The sequence below is a fragment of the Streptomyces sp. SID14515 genome (genome assembly GCF_010548505.1).
Lineage (GTDB): Bacteria > Actinomycetota > Actinomycetes > Streptomycetales > Streptomycetaceae > Streptomyces > Streptomyces caviscabies.
Genome location: NZ_JAAGMH010000107.1, coordinates 22,794 through 40,917, shown reverse-complemented (window position 1 = coordinate 40,917; position 18,124 = coordinate 22,794). Strand labels below are relative to the sequence as shown.

At 71.1% G+C, this 18,124-nt stretch carries 18 protein-coding genes; 9 read left to right on the top strand and 9 right to left on the bottom strand.

What is annotated here, in order from left to right; translation table 11 throughout:
• Window positions 1-8 precede the first annotated feature (8 nt).
• Together G3I54_RS24350 and G3I54_RS24345 are read right to left on the bottom strand one after the other, a co-directional pair.
• Complete coding sequence (locus G3I54_RS24350) at window positions 9-1,223, bottom strand: acyl-CoA dehydrogenase family protein (protein ID WP_164617034.1); 1,215 nt, start codon at window positions 1,221-1,223, stop codon at window positions 9-11.
• Between the two features lie 6 nt (window positions 1,224-1,229).
• Window positions 1,230-2,252, bottom strand: a complete 1,023-nt coding sequence (locus G3I54_RS24345; RefSeq protein WP_164617032.1) for a phosphotransferase family protein — start codon at window positions 2,250-2,252, stop codon at window positions 1,230-1,232.
• A gap of 143 nt (window positions 2,253-2,395) precedes the next feature.
• Between G3I54_RS24345 and G3I54_RS24340 the strand changes: the two genes are divergently transcribed.
• Window positions 2,396-3,685 carry an enolase C-terminal domain-like protein gene (locus tag G3I54_RS24340; RefSeq protein WP_164617030.1) on the top strand — a complete coding sequence of 430 codons (1,290 nt, stop codon included), beginning with the start codon at window positions 2,396-2,398 and terminating at the stop codon, window positions 3,683-3,685.
• A gap of 43 nt (window positions 3,686-3,728) precedes the next feature.
• Here G3I54_RS24340 and bla read toward each other — a convergent pair whose 3' ends face one another.
• On the bottom strand, window positions 3,729-4,664 hold the full coding sequence (gene bla, locus G3I54_RS24335) for a class A beta-lactamase (protein WP_164617028.1): 936 nt from the start codon (window positions 4,662-4,664) through the stop codon (window positions 3,729-3,731).
• Between the two features lie 165 nt (window positions 4,665-4,829).
• Here bla and G3I54_RS24330 point away from each other — a divergent pair, with 165 nt between their 5' ends.
• From G3I54_RS24330 to G3I54_RS24315, 4 genes are all read left to right on the top strand, one after another.
• Entirely contained in the window at window positions 4,830-5,732 is a 903-nt protein-coding gene (locus G3I54_RS24330) for a LysR family transcriptional regulator (protein ID WP_164617026.1), read from the top strand.
• On the top strand, window positions 5,729-6,631 hold the full coding sequence (locus G3I54_RS24325) for a serine hydrolase (protein ID WP_164617024.1): 903 nt from the start codon (window positions 5,729-5,731) through the stop codon (window positions 6,629-6,631). The genes G3I54_RS24330 and G3I54_RS24325 overlap by 4 nt, the downstream gene beginning before the upstream one ends.
• A gap of 156 nt (window positions 6,632-6,787) precedes the next feature.
• Complete coding sequence (locus G3I54_RS24320; protein WP_239144544.1) at window positions 6,788-7,675, top strand: glycoside hydrolase family 19 protein; 888 nt, start codon at window positions 6,788-6,790, stop codon at window positions 7,673-7,675.
• A gap of 194 nt (window positions 7,676-7,869) precedes the next feature.
• Window positions 7,870-8,805: an NADP-dependent oxidoreductase gene (locus G3I54_RS24315; RefSeq protein ID WP_164617022.1), complete on the top strand. Its 936-nt coding sequence runs from the start codon at window positions 7,870-7,872 to the stop codon at window positions 8,803-8,805.
• Window positions 8,806-8,921: 116 nt separating this feature from the next.
• Here G3I54_RS24315 and G3I54_RS24310 read toward each other — a convergent pair whose 3' ends face one another.
• From G3I54_RS24310 to G3I54_RS24300, 3 genes are read right to left on the bottom strand one after another with little or no spacing between them, the layout of a single operon-like run.
• Window positions 8,922-9,233, bottom strand: a complete 312-nt coding sequence (locus G3I54_RS24310) for a DUF202 domain-containing protein (protein WP_164617020.1) — start codon at window positions 9,231-9,233, stop codon at window positions 8,922-8,924.
• Window positions 9,230-9,625: a DUF202 domain-containing protein gene (locus G3I54_RS24305; protein ID WP_137232159.1), complete on the bottom strand. Its 396-nt coding sequence runs from the start codon at window positions 9,623-9,625 to the stop codon at window positions 9,230-9,232. Before G3I54_RS24305 ends, G3I54_RS24310 begins: the two co-directional genes overlap by 4 nt.
• Window positions 9,626-9,643: 18 nt before the next feature.
• Window positions 9,644-10,153 (bottom strand): NUDIX domain-containing protein, encoded by a 510-nt coding sequence (locus G3I54_RS24300; protein ID WP_164617018.1) that lies wholly within the window; start codon window positions 10,151-10,153, stop codon window positions 9,644-9,646.
• 119 nt (window positions 10,154-10,272) lie between these two features.
• On the opposite strand from G3I54_RS24300, the gene G3I54_RS24295 reads away from it, so the two are divergent.
• Entirely contained in the window at window positions 10,273-11,928 is a 1,656-nt protein-coding gene (locus G3I54_RS24295; protein WP_164617016.1) for an FAD-binding dehydrogenase, read from the top strand.
• A 68-nt stretch (window positions 11,929-11,996) separates the two neighbouring features.
• On the opposite strand, the gene G3I54_RS24290 is transcribed toward G3I54_RS24295, so the two are convergent.
• Complete coding sequence (locus G3I54_RS24290; protein WP_164617014.1) at window positions 11,997-12,422, bottom strand: ASCH domain-containing protein; 426 nt, start codon at window positions 12,420-12,422, stop codon at window positions 11,997-11,999.
• 214 nt (window positions 12,423-12,636) lie between these two features.
• On the opposite strand from G3I54_RS24290, the gene G3I54_RS24285 reads away from it, so the two are divergent.
• Together G3I54_RS24285 and G3I54_RS24280 are read left to right on the top strand one after the other, a co-directional pair.
• Window positions 12,637-13,608: a hypothetical protein gene (locus G3I54_RS24285; RefSeq protein WP_164617012.1), complete on the top strand. Its 972-nt coding sequence runs from the start codon at window positions 12,637-12,639 to the stop codon at window positions 13,606-13,608.
• Between the two features lie 74 nt (window positions 13,609-13,682).
• A complete protein-coding gene (locus tag G3I54_RS24280) occupies window positions 13,683-15,254 on the top strand; it encodes an APC family permease (protein ID WP_164617010.1) in 1,572 nt (523 codons plus the stop codon).
• An 86-nt stretch (window positions 15,255-15,340) separates the two neighbouring features.
• Here the strand turns inward: G3I54_RS24280 and G3I54_RS24275 are convergent, their stop codons facing one another.
• Both G3I54_RS24275 and G3I54_RS24270 read right to left on the bottom strand, forming a co-directional pair.
• Complete coding sequence (locus G3I54_RS24275) at window positions 15,341-16,738, bottom strand: gluconate:H+ symporter (protein ID WP_164617008.1); 1,398 nt, start codon at window positions 16,736-16,738, stop codon at window positions 15,341-15,343.
• An 11-nt stretch (window positions 16,739-16,749) separates the two neighbouring features.
• Complete coding sequence (locus G3I54_RS24270; RefSeq protein ID WP_164617006.1) at window positions 16,750-17,259, bottom strand: gluconokinase; 510 nt, start codon at window positions 17,257-17,259, stop codon at window positions 16,750-16,752.
• Window positions 17,260-17,409: 150 nt separating this feature from the next.
• Between G3I54_RS24270 and G3I54_RS24265 the strand changes: the two genes are divergently transcribed.
• Window positions 17,410-18,111, top strand: a complete 702-nt coding sequence (locus G3I54_RS24265) for an FCD domain-containing protein (RefSeq protein WP_164617004.1) — start codon at window positions 17,410-17,412, stop codon at window positions 18,109-18,111.
• The last annotated feature ends 13 nt before the right edge of the window (window positions 18,112-18,124 follow it).

The window sequence follows — 18,124 nt, the reverse complement described above, 5'->3', positions numbered from 1 at the left end:
CACGTCCGTCAGACGTACCGCTTGATCTCCCGCCGGGCCAGCGACCGCTGGTGCACCTCGTCCGGCCCGTCCGCCAGCCGCAGCGTCCGCGCCGAGGCCCACAGCTCCGCCAGCGGGAAGTCCTGGCTCACCCCGCCCGCGCCGTACAGCTGCACCGCGGAGTCCAGGATGTCCACCACCGCGCGCGGGGTGGCGATCTTGATGGCCTGGATCTCGGTGTGCGCGCCCTTGTTGCCCACGGTGTCCATCAGCCAGGCCGTCTTCAGCACCAGCAGCCGCAGCTGCTCCACCGTGACCCGGGCGTCGGCGATCCAGTTCTGCACCACGCCCTGCTGGGCGAGCGGCTTGCCGAACGCCGTACGCGCCACCGCGCGCCGGCACATCAGCTCGATGGCCCGCTCCGCCATCCCGATCAGCCGCATGCAGTGGTGGATCCGGCCCGGACCCAGCCGCGCCTGCGCGATGGCGAAACCGCCGCCCTCCTCGCCGATCAGATTCGCCGCGGGCACCCGTACGTCGTGGAAGACCACCTCGGCGTGACCGCCGTGCGAGTGGTCCTCGTACCCGTACACCTGCATGGCGCGTCGCACTTCGAGGCCCGGGGTGTCGCGCGGCACCAGGATCATCGACTGCTGGCGGCGGATGTCCTCGCCGTCCGGGTCGGTCTTGCCCATCACGATGAAGACCGCGCAGTCCGGGTTCATCGCCCCGGAGATGTACCACTTACGCCCGTTAATGACGTAGTCATCACCATCGCGGATCATCCGCGTCTCGATGTTCGTCGCGTCCGAGGAGGCCACGTCCGGCTCCGTCATCGCGAACGCCGAGCGGATCTCCCCGGCGAGCAACGGCTCCAGCCACTGCTTCTTCTGCTCGTCGGTGGCGAACTGGAACAGCACCTCCATGTTCCCGGTGTCCGGGGCCGCGCAGTTCAGCGCGGTCGGCGCGAGATGCGGGGAGCGTCCGGTGATCTCCGCGAGCGGGGCGTACTGGAGGTTCGTCAGCCCGGCCCCGTACTCCGCGTCCGGCAGGAAGAGGTTCCACAGCCCCTGCCGCCGGGCCTCGGCCTTCAGCTCGCCTACCACCGCAGGCGTGTCCCACGGCGAGGCGAGCCGGGCCCGCTGTTCCTCGGCGACCTGCTCGGCCGGATACACATGCTCGTCCATGAACGCGAGCAGCCTGCTCCGCAGCTCCTCGGTACGGGCGTCGAATGCGAAGTCCATGGGGGTTCAGCCTTCCTGGAGGGTGGTGAGGCCGTGCTCGATGAAGACGGGGACCAGATCGCCGATCCGGTCGAAGCCCGCGCCGACCGTCTGGCCGAGGGTGTAGCGGTAGTGGATGCCCTCCAGGATCACGGCGAGCTTGAACCAGGCGAACGCGGTGTACCAGGAGATGGCGGAGGTGTCCCGGCCCGAGCGGGCCGCGTAACGCTCGATCAGCTCGGCGGGGGACGGGTGCCCGGGCGCTCCGCTGGTGGTGGAGACGGGCGACTTCGGCAGTCCGAGGTCGGAGCTGTACATCACGAGGAGCCCGAGGTCGGTCAGCGGATCGCCGAGCGTGGACATCTCCCAGTCCAGGACGGCTTTGATCCGGTCGTCGGAGCCGAGCAGCACGTTGTCCAGGCGGTAGTCGCCGTGGACGACGGTCGGCGCGGGGGAGGAGGGCAGTTCGCGGCCGAGGGAGGCGTGCAGCTCGTCGATGCCGGCCAGGTCGCGGTTGCGGGAGGCGTCCAGCTGCTTGCCCCAGCGCCGCAGCTGCCGGTCCAGGAAGCCCTCGGGACGACCGAAGTCGCCGAGCCCGACCGCGGCCGGATCCACGGCGTGCAGGTCGACCAGGGTGTCGACGAGCCCGAGGACCGCCGCCCTGGTGCGCTCGGGGCCCAGCGGGGCGAGCTGCTCGGAGGTGCGGTACGGGGTGCCCTCGACGTACTCCATCACGTAGAACGGGGCGCCGATCACCGAGTCGTCCTCGCAGAGCAGCAGGGGCTCCGGCACCGGGACGGCGGTGGGGTGCAGGCCGCTGATCACGCGGTGCTCGCGCGTCATGTCGTGCGCGGTGGCCAGCACATGGCCGAGCGGAGGTCTGCGCACCACCCACTGTCCCGTCCCGTCGCCGACGACGTACGTCAGGTTCGAGCGGCCGCCCTCGATCAGCCGCGCTTCGAGGGGTCCGCTCACCAGCCCCGGCCGCTCGCGGTCGAGATGGGCACGCAGCAGCTCCGGGTCGAGACCTGGTGGGGGGACTGAGCTCATGGTGCCTACCTCCGGGGCGACGGAACGATCGGAAACCATGATGCCGACCAGTCGGTATGTCGTCCAGTGCCTCCCCGGAACCGGTGGACGGGAAGTCCGTCGCGACTCTGGCGGTGATATTCATCCTTGAATACAGTTCACGTATGCATACAGCTCTGGTGATCGAAGACGTCCGGCTCACCCCGATCCTCGTGGCCGACCCGCCCCTGCTGAACACCCAGGGCGTCCACCAGCCCTACACCCCGCGCCTGATCGTGGAGGTCGTCACCCGGGGCGGAGCGACCGGTGTGGGGGAGACGTACGGCGACGGCGCCTATCTGGAACCCGCACGTTCCCTGGCCGAGGCGCTGCCCGGCCGGGCGGTCACCGATCTGAACGGGCTGTTCGCCCTGGCCGATGAGGTGTGCCCGGACGCGCGCGCGGCCGACGGCCGGGTCGACGCCGGCGGACTGCGCGGGGTCAGGAACGCCGAGAAGATCCGGCTCTCGGTCGTCTCCGCCTTCGAGGTCGCCTGCCTGGACGCCCTCGGCACGGCGCAGGGCCTGCCGGTGCACGCCCTGCTCGGCGGCAAGGTCCGCGACACCGTCGAGTACAGCGCGTATCTCTTCTACCGCTGGGCCGCCCACCCCGGCGCGGGCGAGGCCGACGACTGGGGCGCGGCGCTCGACCCGGCCGGAGTCGTCGCCCAGGCCCGGCGCTTCGCCGACGCCCACGGCTTCGGTTCCTTCAAGCTCAAGGGCGGCGTCTTCGAGCCCGACCGGGAGATCGCCGCGATCCGCGCCCTGGCCGAGGCGTTCCCTGGCCGCCCGCTGCGTCTGGACCCGAACGGCGCCTGGTCCGTACCCACCTCGCTGTACGTCGCCGACCAATTGAAGGACGTCCTCGAATACCTGGAGGACCCCACCAGCGGCACGGACGGCATGGCCATCGTCGCCGCGTCCACCGACGTCCCGCTCGCCACCAACATGTGCGTCACCACCCTCGCCGAGGTCCCGGACGCCTTCGCCCGCGACGCCGTCCAGATCGTCCTGAGCGACCACCACTACTGGGGCGGTCTCAACCGCACCCGGGAACTGGCGGGCATCTGCCGCGCGTTCGGCGTCGGACTGTCCATGCACTCCAACACCCACCTCGGCATCAGCCTCGCCGCGATGACCCACGTCGCCGCCACCGTGCCGGACCTCGCGTACGCCTGCGACAGCCACTACCCCTGGCAGACCGAGGACGTCATCACCGAGCGCCACACCTTCACCGACGGCCGGCTGCCCGTCTCCGACGCCCCCGGCCTCGGCGTCGAACTGGACCGCGACCGCCTCGCCGCCCTGCACCGCCGCTGGCTGGAGGACGACGGGACCCACCGCGAGCGGGACGACGCGGCGGCGATGCGCATCGCCGACCCGGAGTGGGTGACACCGACGGTCCCGCGCTGGTGAGACACGGGCGCGGGTGCCGGTACGACCCTCCGGGCAGGCTCCCTCAGGAGGACAGCGAGTCGACGACCACGGAGGCCGCTTCGGCGATCAGCCTGTCGTCCGGCTCGGCGTCCTTCGTGCCACGGTGCGAGAGGATCGCGATCACGATGGGTGCGGAATCCGGCGGCCACACCACGGCGATGTCGTTGCGGGCGCCGTAGTAGCTGCCGGTTCCGGTCTTGTCGCCGACGACCCAGTTCTCGGGCACGCCCGCCTTGATCACCTTGGCCCCGGTGGTGTTGGTCCGCAGCCATGTCGTCAGCTGCGCCCGCTCGGGTTTCTCGAGGGCCTTGCCCAGCACGAACGCCCGCAGGTCCTCGGCCAGCGCCCGGGGCGTGGATGTGTCCCTCTTCTCTCCCGGCACCCAGCGGCTCAGGTCCGGCTCCTCGCGATCCATCCGCGTGACGCGGTCGCCAATCGTCTCCAGGGCGGAGTCCAGGCCCTTCGGCCCGCCGACGTGGTCGAAGAGGAGGTTCGCGGCGGTGTTGTCGCTGTAGCGCACGGACGCGTCGCACAGCTCGCCCACCGTCATTCCGGTGTCCACGTGCCGTTCGGTCACCGGGGAGTTGGCGACCAGGTCCTCGCGCGTGTACGTCACCCGCCGGTCGAGGCCCGCCACGGAATAGGTACGAAGGACGACCGCGGCCTGGAGCGCCTTGAACGTCGAGTTGTAGGCGAACCGCCCCCTGTCGTTGTGGGCCACCTCGCGTCCGGTGCCGGTATCGATCGCGTACACGCCCAGCCGGGCGTCGAACTTGCGCTCCAGCTCCTTGAAGTCGCCGGTGTACGGTTCCGCGGTTCGTGCGGTCGTCGGGGTCGCGACGGGCTTCGCGGAGGAGGGCGGCAGGGCGGCGGGGTCCTGCCCACAGGCCACCATCGGCACGAGGGACAGCGCGGCGAGCACGCCGGCGACGCCGGGCCTGACACGGGTGTGACGCATGGGCAAACCTCCGGGCGCTCCGCGTCGGAGCGCGTAGGGGACGAGGCCGAACAGCTCCGTCCCGGTGCGTGATCGTGAGTGGCGGAGCCCACCCTCGTCTCTCTTCGGTATGCGGTCCAATACGCTCATGCGCGTTTCCATGCGGGAACCGCATAGGCTTGGGTCGTGGATCTGGTCGGAGCGTGTCGGGCGTTCGTCGGTGTCAGCGACTACGGCGGCTTCACCGACGGGGCGGCTGCCTCAGGGATGTCCCAGTCCGTGGCCAGCCGTCGTGTCGCGGCACTGGAGGAGCGCTTCGGCGAGCGGCTGTTCGAGCGAACGTCACGCAGGGCGGTGCTCACCCCTTTCGGGCGCGACATGCTGCCCGCGGCCAGGCAGCTCGTCCACTCCGCCGACGTGCTGCTGGACGAGGCCGAAGCCCTCAAGCGCAAGCCGTGGCGGCTGGCCGTTCCCGACATCTGTTCCGCGTCCGCTCTCGCGCGCCTGGTCGCCGAGGCCCGGGGGCACGGGGTCAGGCTCGACCTCCGGGCCGCGGGTCCGGCGCGGCGCAGGGAAATCATGCGGGCGCAGCAGGTGCGCGCCGCGCTGCTCGCCGTACCGGCGGACGAGGCGTCCTGGTCCGTGCCGCTCGGGCTGGCCGGGGCGCAGGACAGCGGTGTACGGCGCATCTACGTCGAGACGCTGCGGCTCGGGCGCGCTTCGTCGGGCCCGGCCCGCCGCATCTGGATCCAGCCGGAGGACGATGTGCCGCACATCCGCGACCCGCTGACGCGGCTGCGGGACGCGGTGGGCCTGCGGCCCGCACAGGTGGCCGCTTCACCCGATCTGACGGCCGCGGCGGCCGAAGTCCTCTGCACGAAGGACCTGCTGCTGTGCTCCCGGGCGCAGGCCGAGGAACTCGCCCTGAGCTGGCACCCCATCGGCGAGACCACCCTCCGCCGCGGCTTCGCGCTCAGGGTCGCGGCGGACGGCGACCCCCTGCCCATGGAAACGCGCCTGGGCGACGCCATCGCCCGCTGCCTGGGCGCGGACGCCCAGGCCGGTACCGGGGGAGGCGCGGCAGCATGAACACCGAGGCCCTGCTGCGCGATGTACGCGCCCTGCTCCACGACGGCGGCCTGCACGGCTGCCTGCTGGTGCGCGACCTGCACACGGGGGAGGAGCTCGGCATCGAGGCCGACCTCCACCTGCCGTCGGCCTCCCTGGTCAAGGTGCCCCTCGCGCTCGCCACGCTGGAGCGCATCCGACGGGGCGAGCTGGACGGCGCGACGACGCTGGAGGTGCGGCCCGGTCGCGTCACCACGCCCGGCCCGACCGGCCTGAGCCGTTTCCGTCACCCCGCCCGGATCGCGATCGACGACCTGCTCTACCTGAGCACCTGCCTGAGCGACGGAACGGCCGCCGACGCGCTGTTCGACCTCACTCCGCCGGACCGGGTCGCCGCCGTCCTCAAGGAAGCCGACCTGCGCGGAATCACTGTCCGCCACCGGACGGAGGAGCTGTTCGACACGCCGGTGGAGCGCTTCGACGCCGACCAGACACACCTCGCCCACGCGCTGGCCATCGACGCGGGCACCAGCGGCCGCGGCCATCGGGTGCCCCAGCTCGACGCGTCCCGTGCCAACACCGGCAGCGCACGCGCCTTCGTCGACCTCCTCCAAGCCGTGTGGAATCCGTCGAAGATCCATACGGAGGTGGCCGAGCGACTGCGTGACCTCCTGTCCCACAACGTACTGCGACACAGGCTGGCCCCCGATTTCAGCTCCGACGCGAGCAGATGGTCCTCCAAGACCGGGACTCTTCTGAACCTGCGACACGAGATCGGCGTCGTCGAGCACGCCGACGGCCAGGCCTTCGCCATCGCCGTCCTGACCGAGTCGCTGGTCCCGGCAGGGGTTCAGCCGGGAGTCGACGCCCTCATGGCGGAGGCCGCTCGCAGACTGCGGGACCATCTCCGACAGCTCTAGGCCGCTGACACCTCCATTGGTCCATACCTTGACTCGATCATGTCAAGGCGCTTGAGTGTGCTCACACCCCCACCACGGTCGTGACCGGACGCTACCCACCGCTGTCCGGGTGACCGTTCCGCGTAGAGGAGTGATCGCGTGCTCAGACATCGCTTCATGAGAACGCTCCTGACCCTGCTGCTGGCGACGGGCCTTGCCGCGGTCTTCGCCCCCGCGGCCTCCGCGGCCCCGGTGAAGGCGGCCGCCGGAGTGTGCGACACGGCCCCCAACTGGCAGGCCGGGGCCTGGTACACGGCAGGCACCGTCGTCCGCTTCAACGGCGGCCACTACATCGCCGAGCACGACAACCCGGGCTACGACCCGACGATCAGCACGTGGTACTGGGACCCGTACAACTGCGGTGGCGGCGGTAACCCGCCCACGACCGGCTTCCCTGTCAGCGAGTCGCAGTTCAACCAGATGTTCCCGAACCGGAACTCCTTCTACACCTACAGCGGCCTCGTCTCCGCACTGAGCGCGTACCCGGCGTTCGCCAACACCGGCAGCACCGAGATCAAGCGCCGTGAGGCGGCGGCCTTCCTGGCCAACGTCAGCCACGAGACCGGCGGCCTCGTCCACATCGTGGAGCAGAACACCGCCAACTACCCGCACTACTGCGACTGGGGCCGCCCGTACGGCTGCCCGGCCGGCCAGGCCGCCTACTACGGCAAGGGCCCGATCCAGCTCAGCTGGAACTTCAACTACAAGGCCGCCGGCGACGCGCTCGGCATCGACCTGCTGAACAACCCCTGGCTCGTCCAGAACAACGCGTCCGTCTCCTGGAAGACCGCCCTCTGGTACTGGAACACCCAGAACGGTCCGGGGTGGATGACCGCCCACAACGCGATCGTCGACAACCAGGGCTTCGGTCACACGATCCGGGCCATCAACGGCAGCATCGAGTGCAACGGCGGCAACCCTGCCCAGGTACAGAGCCGCATCGCCAAGTTCCAGCAGTTCACCCAGATTCTGGGCACCACGCCCGGTTCCAACCTGGGCTGCTGACACCTCCTGGGCGCACCGCGGGCCGGGAAACCAAGGATCCCCGGCCCGCGATCTCCACCCGTCCCGCCGACCGCCGCTCCGGTCCGTGCGCCCGGTCTCGCGGCCGCCGCGGCGACCCGCGCACCCCGCTGCCGCCGCTCACGGTCGCACGGCCCTGAGTTGCGGCGACCCTGACCTGCACGGAAGGTCGAGGGATGAAGGCGATCAGCTACAGCGCGTACGGCTCCGCCGACGTCATGGAGTACGGCGAGCGGCCCGACCCCAAGGTCGGCCCCGACTCCGTCCTGGTGAAGGTACGGGCCGCCGCCGTCAACCCGGTCGACTGGAAGGCCCGCGAAGGCTACCTCCAGGGCGGCCTCGAAGCCGTCTTCCCGGTGATCCCCGGCTGGGACGTCTCCGGGGTCGTCGTGCAACCCGGCGTCGCCGTCGACGAGTTCGCGGTGGGCGACGAGGTCATCGGCTACGTACGCGAGGACTTCCTCTCGCGCGGTACGTTCGCCGAGTACGTCGCCGCCCCCGTCCGCACCCTCGCCCGCAAGCCCCTGAGCCTGAGCTTCGAGGAGGCCGCGGGCCTGCCGCTGGCCGGGCTGACCGCGTACCAGGTGCTGCACCGCACGTTGAAGGTCCGCGACGGAGACACCGTCCTGGTCCACGCGGCGGCCGGCGGCGTCGGATCGCTCGCCGTCCAGATCGCCCGGCACGCCGGCTGCCGGGTCGTCGGCACCGCGAGCGCCCGCAACCACGAGCACCTGCGGAGCCTCGGCGCGGAGCCGGTGGAGTACGGCGAAGGCCTCGTCGAGCGGCTGCGCGAACTGGTCCCGGACGGCTTCGACGCCTCCTTCGACACGGTGGGCGGCGACGCCCTGCGCGCCTCCGCCGACACCCTCGCCCCGGGCGGCCGGCTCGCCTCCATCGCGGACAGCGAGGTCTTCTCCTACGGCGGCCGCTACGCCTTCGTGCGCCCCGACGCCGACGACCTGGCCCAGGTCGCCGAACTGGCCGAGCAGGGCATCGTCACCGTCCATGTGGACCGGGTGTTCCCGCTGGAACAGGCCGCCGACGCGTACCGGCTCAACCAGGAGGGGCGGACCCGCGGCAAGATCGTGGTGACGGTGGACTGGGACGCCTGAGGAGTCCTGTCGGCTCGGGTGGGCTCAGAGGCGAGCCCCGGGGTCAGGACCGGCCCCAGGCCGAGGACCGGCCCCGGGGGCAGAAGCCGGCCCCAAGCCCAGGACCGGCCCCGGGCTCAGAACAGCATCGCCGCCGCGAACACCGCCAGCGCCACCGTGCACAGCGTCGCCGTCAGCGCACCGCGCGGCGCGAGCGGCGCGGGCCGTGCCACCGCCATCCCCAGCATCCGGCGGTGGGCCACCAGCAGGAACCCCAGCCAGGCCAGCGCGCTCAGCGCCACCGCGACCAGCGCGGCCGGGGTCGCCCCGCTGTGCAGCGCCTGCCGCCCCGCCAGTACCGCGACGACCGTGGCGGACAGCGTCGTACGCCGCCAGGCCAGCCGGGTCCGCTCGGGCTGCAGCCCGGGATCCCGGTCCGCCGCCGTCACACGCCCTCCCAGCCGAAGAGGACCACCACCACCATCGCCACCGCGACGACGGCGACCACGAGACTCAGCAGCGTCGGGAACCGGGACACCGGCAGGTCCTCGCCCCGCCGCATCGCCCGCTCGCACCGCACCCAGTGGTTGACCGCACGCAGCGCGCAGAGCACCCCGGCGGCCAGCAGCCCGAGCGCGAGCCCGGCCCGGACGCCCCACACCAGCTCCGGCAGGAACTGGTCGACGGCGAAACCCCCGCCGATCAGGGCCAGAGCCGTACGGATCCAGGCGAGGAACGTCCGCTCGTTGGCCAGCGAGAACCGGTAGTCGGGGGTGTCGCCCTCCTCCCGGACCCGCTGCGGCGCGAACCACAGCCGTACGCTCTGCGCGATCTTGTTCACACCTGGCACCTTACGAGGTCAGAGCGCCCGGAACCGCTGCAGCCGCCGGTACGCCTCCACTCCGTCGGGCACCCACGGCCACTCGCCGAGCCGCTCCTCCAGCTCCGCGTCGTCCAGGAACGTGTGCCAGGCGACCTCCTCGACCTGCGGGGCCACCGGCAGCTCGCACCGCACCTGGTAGACGGCGGACCACCAGGTGTGCTCGCCGTCGGCGTAGAGGAACCGGAACAGCGGTTCGGGCTTCGGCAGCCCCGAGACTCCCAGCTCCTCCTCCGCCTCGCGCAGCGCCGCCTCGTCGTAGGACTCGCCCGCGCCCACGACCCCGCCGACGAACATGTCGTAGTGCGAGGGGAAGACCAGCTTCGTGGCCGTACGCCGGTGGACGAAGACCCGCCCCTCCGCGTCGCGCGCCTCGATGAACACGCAGCGGTGGCGCAGCCCCCGTGCCGTCGCCTCGCCGCGCGGGGCCTGGCCGATGACCTCGTCGTTCTCGTCGACGATGTCCAGAATCTCGTCAGAGGGCGTCATACGTTTCATCCAACAGCACCCGGACGGTTGACGTGGCAGCGGCCGGTACCCAAGATCTGACGCACGGGTAACTTGAACGTTTCTCCCGCCCCTGAGCCGCCCCGAACAGGATGGAACCCATGGCGTACGACGCTGATGTGATCGTGATCGGGGCAGGACTCGCCGGGCTGGTGGCCACCGCCGAACTGGTCGACGCCGGCCGTTCCGTGATCGTCCTCGACCAGGAGCCCGAGCAGTCCATCGGCGGCCAGGCGCACTGGTCCTTCGGCGGGCTCTTCCTCGTCGACTCGCCCGAACAGCGCAGGCTGCGGATCAAGGACAGCCGGGAGCTGGCGCTTCAGGACTGGTACGGCACGGCCGGGTTCGACCGCGAGAAGGAGGACCACTGGCCGCGGAAGTGGGCCGAGGCGTACGTCGATTTCGCCGCCGGTGAGAAGCGCTCCTGGCTGCATCAGCAGGGGCTGCGCATCTTCCCGGTCGTCGGCTGGGCGGAGCGCGGCGGCTACGACGCGACGGGCCACGGCAACTCCGTACCCCGCTTCCACATCACCTGGGGCACCGGACCCGGTGTCGTCGCCCCCTTCGAACGACGGGTCCGCGAGGGCGTCGCCAAGGGGCTCGTCCAGCTGAGGTTCCGCCACCGCGTCACCGGCCTCGCCCGTACGGCCGGGGCGCTGGACACGGTCACCGGCGAGATCCTGGAGCCCAGCGCGGCCGAGCGCGGCACCGCGAGCAGCCGGGAGGCCACCGACGCCTTCGAGCTGAAGGCCCAGGCGGTGATCGTCACCTCCGGCGGCATCGGCGGCAACCACGAACTGGTCCGCGCCCAGTGGCCCGAGCGCCTCGGCACCCCGCCCGAGAAGATGCTGTCCGGGGTGCCCGCGCACGTCGACGGGCTGATGCTCGGCATCGCCGAGAAGGCGGGCGCGCACCACATCAACCGCGACCGGATGTGGCACTACACCGAGGGCATCGAGAACTGGAACCCGATCTGGGCCAAGCACGGCATCCGGATCCTGCCCGGACCCTCATCCCTCTGGCTGGACGCGCGCGGCAAGCGGCTGCCGGTCCCGCTCTTCCCCGGTTTCGATACGCTCGGCACCCTCGAACACATCATGGGCTCCGGCCACGGCTACACCTGGTTCGTGCTCAACCAGCGGATCATCGGCAAGGAGTTCGCGCTCTCCGGCTCCGAGCAGAACCCGGACCTGACCGGCAAATCGGTCCGCGACGTGATCGGCCGGGCCCGCGCGGACGTGCCCGCACCGGTCAAGGCGTTCATGGACCACGGCGTGGACTTCGTCGTCGAGAAGGACCTCGGCGCGCTGGTCCGGGGCATGAACGCGGTCACGGGGGAGGACCTCATCGACGAGGAGAGCCTGCGCCGCGAGATCACCGCCCGCGACCGGGAGATCGCCAACCCGTTCACCAAGGACCTCCAGGTCACCGCGATCCACGGGGCCCGCGCCTACCTGGGCGACCGCCTGATCCGCACCGCGAAGCCGCACCGCGTCCTGGACCCGGCGGCGGGCCCGCTGATCGCCGTCCGCCTCAACATCCTCACCCGCAAGTCCCTGGGCGGCCTGGAGACCGACCTGTCCTCCCGCGTCCTGACCGCCGAGGGCGCCCCGCTCCCCGGCCTGTACGCGGCGGGCGAGGCGGCGGGCTTCGGCGGCGGCGGAGTCCACGGCTACCGCTCGCTTGAGGGCACGTTCCTGGGAGGCTGCATCTTCTCGGGCCGAGCGGCGGGCCGGGCGGCGGCGAAAGCCCTTTGAGCTTCCTCGGGCGCAATTCAAGCCCCTCCGGCGATTGAGGAGCGGGGTCCGGGGCGGAGCCCCGGCAGTCACCCCAACCGCTCGACCACCCGAAACCGCTCCGCCACGATCATCGTCCCGTCGTGCACCGTGAACGACGGATCCCCCAACGCCTCCCGCATCTCCTCGCTGTGCCAGAACCGCTCATGCCCCGCCCGCCACTCCGCCACCGAGGCGTACCCCTCGCCCTCGTCCAGCGCGTGCCGCAGATCGACGGCCCCCAGCGGCAGCACCCGTACCTCGGTCACCTCGACCACCGCGACCTCCCGCCCGTCCGAGTCGATCAGCGCGGAGCGCTCGCCCACCGGCGGCAGCTCCTCCTGCTCCAGCTCGTATTCGCTGAGCAACCCGGTGGTGGACACCTTCTCGCCGGAGAGAACCGCCGCCACCAGCCGGTCGCGCAACGGCCCGGGAAAGGCGAGAAGGAAGGGCTTCAGAGGTTCGCGTCGCTCCATGCGACCAGTGTGGCACCAGTGTGTCAGGCGTCACCCCGACCCGCCCTCCCCGCCCGCACGCTGCGCCGATACCTTCGACGGTTCGACCAGATCAAGCCAACTGGCTGGTATGTCTGAGCAGTTGCCGGACAACGCCCCTTGACGTGGAGCATTGCCTACCGCTTTGCTGTGCGCGATCATCTGCTCGCACACCGCATCGAAAGAAGCCTGCGGCATGCCCCCGCCTCCGCCGCCCCTGGGCCGCTCCCGCCGTCGAGGCAGCCGCTCGGACCACGTCTTCGACCCAGCGCTCGACGACGACGAACTCATCGCCGCACGGGGCCGGTTCACCCAGGGCAGATGGTCCGAGGCGCGCACGCTGCTGGTGGACACCGGGCGGGACTGGGACCGGCGCGGACATCGATTTCTGGCCCTCGCCGAGACCTCGTCCGCCGTGGACTGGGCCGGTGACTGGCTGCTCGTCGAACCCGAGAGCGCCGACGCCGCCATCCTGCTCGGCTGCGCCCGGGTCGCCCGCGCGCTGCGGCCCAAGGCCAAGGCGAACGAAGCCGCCCGCGCCCGCGAAGCCTGCCTGGCCGCCGCCCGCCTCACCCCCGACGACCCCACCCCCTGGCTCGCGCTGCTCCTCCTGGACCGGGCCCGCGACGACGGCGCGCACGAGACCGGCAGGCTCTTCGAGGAGGTGCGCTCCCGCCACCCGGACCACCACCACGCCCACCATGTGATGACCGCCCTGCTGGCCGAGAGCAACCCCGAAAGCGGCCACGATCCGCTCCACGAGGTGTACGACTTCGCCGCCTGGGCCGCCGAACTGGCCCCCGCCGACTCCCCGCTGGCCGTGCTCCCGGTCGTCGCCCACGCCGAGCGCTACCGCGTCCTGGTCGCCGCCGGCATCGAACCCGACGACCCGGCGGCCTCCGAGCACTGGTCCGGACGCCGGGCCCGCCAGGTGATGAAGGCCGCCTTCGACTGGTGGCTGGAATGGGAGCGCGAGGACCACCCGCGCCACCGCCTCGACCTGAACTTCCTGGCGCACGCCAAGGTCTGCGAGGGCCGGCCCGCCGAGGCCGCCGCCCTCTTCCACCGCATCGGGCCGTACGCCACCGCCGCGCCCTGGTCGTACTCCGGCCAGGAGCCCCACGCCGCGTTCACCGCCGCGCGCGCCTACGCGCTCGGCACCCCGTGAAGCACGTAAGGAAACCACCCCACCAGGCTCATCACGCCCACCACGCCCACCATGAAGAAGGGACCAACCCCGCCATGTCGACCGGCAGTTCATTTTCCAGTGAGACCGGCACCACGAGGGGAACGGCCGATACCGGCGGGATCAACACCTACAAGGGCGAGGAACGCGCCCTGCGCGCGAACCGGCTCGGCACCCCCGGCCTCCTGCTGTCGGTGGTCGCGGCCAGCGCCCCCCTGATGGTGGTCGCCGGGGTGATGCCCACGGTCTTCGGCGTGATGGGCATCGTCGGCCAGCCGCTGCTCTACATCATCCTGGGCGTCGTCCTGATGCTGTTCAGCGTCGGTTACGCGGAGATGAGCCGGCACGTCCACAACGCCGGCGCGTTCTACGCGTACATCGCCCGCGGGCTCGGCCCGACGGCCGGCGCCGGAGCCTCGCTCGTGGCGCTGGTGGCGTACAGCGCGATGCAGGTCGGCATCTACGGGATCCTCGGCTTCGAGGTCTCCGGCATCTTCGCCACGTACCTCGACATCGAGCTGGCCTGGTGGATACCGGCCCTGGTCGCGGCGGCCGTCGTCGGCGTCCTCGGCTGGCTGAAGATCGACCTCAACGCCAAGGTGCTCGGCGTCCTGCTGGTCATCGAGTGCGCCCTCGTCGTGATCTTCGACGTCGCCGCCGTGAGCAAGCCGGGCCCCGAGGGCCTGTCGCTGCACGCCTTCAACCCCGAGACCCTCACCGGCGCCGGGCTCGGCACCGCGCTCTGCTTCTGCATCGCCGCGTTCGTCGGCTTCGAGCAGGCCCCGGTGTACGCGGAGGAGACCAGCCGCCCGCAGATCGTGGTGTCCCGGGTGATGTTCCTCGCGGTGGGCTACGCCGCACTGTTCCTGGCGATCAGCTCCTGGGCGCTGACCGTCGCCGCCGGACCCGGCTCCATCGCCGACACCTCCCTCAAGGAGGGCCCCGGCATGCTGTTCGGCCTCACCGAGGAGCGGCTCGGCTCCACCTTCACCGACATCCTGCACATCCTCTTCGTCACCGGAATGTTCGCGGCGCTCCTCAGCTTCCACAACGTGGTGGCCCGCTACGCGTTCGCGATGGGCCGCGAGGGCCTGCTGCCCGCCCGCTTCGGCCGCACCAACCGGGCCAGCGGAGCCCCCGGCACCGGCTCGCTGCTCCAGAGCGCGGTCTCCGTCGTCATCGTGCTGGCCTTCGCCTTCACCGACGACAACCCGGTCGGCGACCCGACCGCCCCGGTCCTGCGGCTGTTCACCTGGATGGGCAACGTCGGGGCGCTCGGCGTCATCCTGCTGATGGCCGCCGCCTCCTTCGCCGTCATCGCCTTCTTCGTCAAGCGCGGCGCGGGCCGCGCACAGGCCCCGCGCCTGGTCGCCTCCGGCCTCGCCGGACTCGCGCTGCTGTCGATCGCCGTCTTCACCGTCCGCGACTTCGACGTGCTCGTCGGCTCCGGCCCCGACTCGTCCCTGAGCTGGCTGCTGCCCGGTGTGATCGTCCTCGCCCTCGTCGGAGGCCTGGTGTACGGCGCGGTCCTGCGCTCGGTCAAGCCCGAGGTGCACGCCCGGATCGGCCTCGGCAACGAGGCGTTCCAGCTGGAGAAGGCGGCCGAGAGCGAGTCGGCCCGCCGCTGACACCCCCGTACGCGAAAGGTACATACGCGAAACGCCCGCCCCGGTGCCGTACCGGGGCGGGCGTCGTCATCGCCGTACGGGAGTGGCTACAGCAACAGCGACAGCAGCAGGATGAAGGCCATGGCGACCACGGAGATGATCGTCTCCATCACCGACCAGGTCTTCACCGTCTGGCCGACGTCCATGCCGAAGTACTCCTTCACCAGCCAGAACCCGGCGTCGTTCACATGGCTGAAGAAGAGCGAACCGGCGCCGACGGCCAGCACCAGCAGGGCCGCGTGCGAGGTCGACATGTCGGCGGCCAGCGGGGCGACCAGACCGGCGGCCGAGATGGTGGCGACGGTGGCCGAACCGGTGGCGAGGCGGATCGCGACGGCGATCAGCCAGCCCAGCAGCAGGGCCGGGATCGACCAGTTCTCGGAGAACTCCAGGATCATCTGGCCCACCCCGGCGTCGATCAGCGTCTGCTTGAAGCCACCGCCCGCGCCGACGATCAGCAGGATCCCGGCGATCGGGGCGAGGGACTTCTCCACGGTGCCGGCCAGCCGGTCCTTGGTGAACCCGGCGGCCCGGCCGAGCGTGAACATCCCGACCAGGACGGCCGCGAGCAGCGCGATCAGCGGCGAACCGATGACCATGGTGACCTTCTGGAGGCCGTTCTCCGGGTTGTCGACGACGATCTCGACGAGCGCGTTCAGCAGCATCAGGACGACCGGCAGCAGGATGGTCGCCAGGGTCGCGCCGAAGCTCGGACGGCGCTCCAGGTCCTCGGAGGGACGCTGCGGAATCATGTTCTCCGGCGGCTTGATGTCCACCCAGCGCGCGGCGTAACGGGAGAAGACCGGACCGGCGATGATCACCGTCGGGATGGCGACCAGCACGCCGAGCGCCAGCGTCACACCGAGGTTGGCGTCCAGGGCGTCGATCGCGACCAGCGGGCCGGGGTGCGGCGGGATCAGCCCGTGCATCACGGAGAGACCGGCCAGCGCGGGGATGCCGATCCGCATCAGCGAGTAGTTGCCGCGCTTGGCGACGAGCAGCACGACCGGGATCATCAGCACGATCCCGACCTCGAAGAACAGCGGCAGCCCGATGATCGAGGCGATCAGGACCATCGCCCAGGGCATCACCTTGCCGCTGGCCTTCGCCAGGATGGTGTCGACGACCTGGTCGGCCCCGCCCGAGTCGGCGAGCAGCTTGCCGAGGATCGCGCCGAGCGCGATCAGGACGCCCACGCCCGCGACGGTCGAGCCGAGGCCGGTGGTGAAGCTGGCGATCGTGTCGGCCGGGGCGGCTCCGGCGAAGGAGCCGAGCGCCAGCGAACCGATGGTCAGCGCCAGGAACGCGTGCATCCTGAGCTTGGTGATGAGGAGAACGATGACGGCGATGCCCGCCAGGACGGCGATGCCCAACTGAGCGTTGCCTGCCGAGGTGATCGGTTCGGCGGCGTCCGCTGCCAGCATCTCGACGCTGAGACTGGTCACGGTGATGGTCCTTAGTCTTCGAGCCGGCGCAGCGCGGCGACGGCTCGCTGGGTGATTTCCGTAGGGGTGCCGGACACGTCGACGCTCACGCCGGCCTCGTCGGCCTGGAGCGGCTGGAGCGTCGCGAACTGGGAGTCGAGCAGCGCGGTGGGCATGAAGTGGCCCTTGCGGTCCGCCATCCGCTCCTCGATCAGCGACCGGTCACCGGTCAGATGCAGGAAGACGGCGTCCGGCGCCCCGTCCCGCAGCCGGTCCCGGTAGACCCGCTTGAGCGCGGAGCTGGAGACGACCCCGCCGAGCCCCGCCCGCCCGTGCGCCCACTCGCCGATGGCGTCCAGCCAGGGCCAGCGGTCGTCGTCCTCCAGGGGGGTGCCGGCCGACATCTTGGCGATGTTCGCCGCGGGATGGAAGTCGTCGCCCTCGGCGTACGGAACGCCGAGTTCGGCGGCGAGCAGGGGACCGATCGTGGTCTTGCCGGTTCCTGCCACGCCCATCACCACGACGACGTGGGGGGTGCTCATGCGGGGTGCGGTGTTCATGGGGCTGTCTCGCTGTCTTCTTCGACATCGGTCCGTCGCGCTACTGAAACCTATTAGGTACGACTTATTCAAGAGCCTGTGACATAAACGTCGTACTTATTATTCCCGTGGCTCGCCCCGTAGGCTTGACCCATGACCACACAGAGCCAGGGGCTGCATACACATGTGCTGGACACCCTGGGTCTGGAGATCTCCTCCGGCCAGTGCCCGCCCGGCAGTGTGCTGCGCACCGACGAGCTCGCCCAGCGCTTCGACGTCTCCCGTACGGTCGTACGCGAAGTGGTCCGGGTCCTGGAATCGATGCACCTGGTCGAATCCCGCCGCCGCGTCGGCGTGACCGTCCGCCCCACCGAGACCTGGAACGTCTACGACCCCCAGGTCATCCGCTGGCGCCTGGCCGGCGCCGACCGCCCGCGCCAGCTGCGCTCCCTCACCGTGCTGCGCTCCGCGATCGAACCCGTCGCCGCGGGACTCGCCGCGCGCCACGCCACCGCCGCGCAGTGCGCCGAGCTCACCGAACGAGCCCTCGGCATGGTCGCCACCTCGCGCGGCCAGCAGCTGGAGGGCTACCTCGAACACGACATCGCCTTCCACCGGATCGTCCTCAACGCCTCCGGCAACGAGATGTTCGCCCGCCTCGGGGACGTCGTCGCCGAGGTCCTCGCGGGCCGCACCCACCACCAGGTGATGTTCGAGGACCCCGACCCGGCCGCCGTCACCCTGCACGTCCGGCTCGCCGAGGCGGTCCGCGAGGGTGACCCGGAGGCCGCCGAGCGCATCACCAAGGAGATCGCGGTCGGCGCCCTGCACGAACTGGACGTCCTCGCTCCGTAGTACGTCCCCCAAG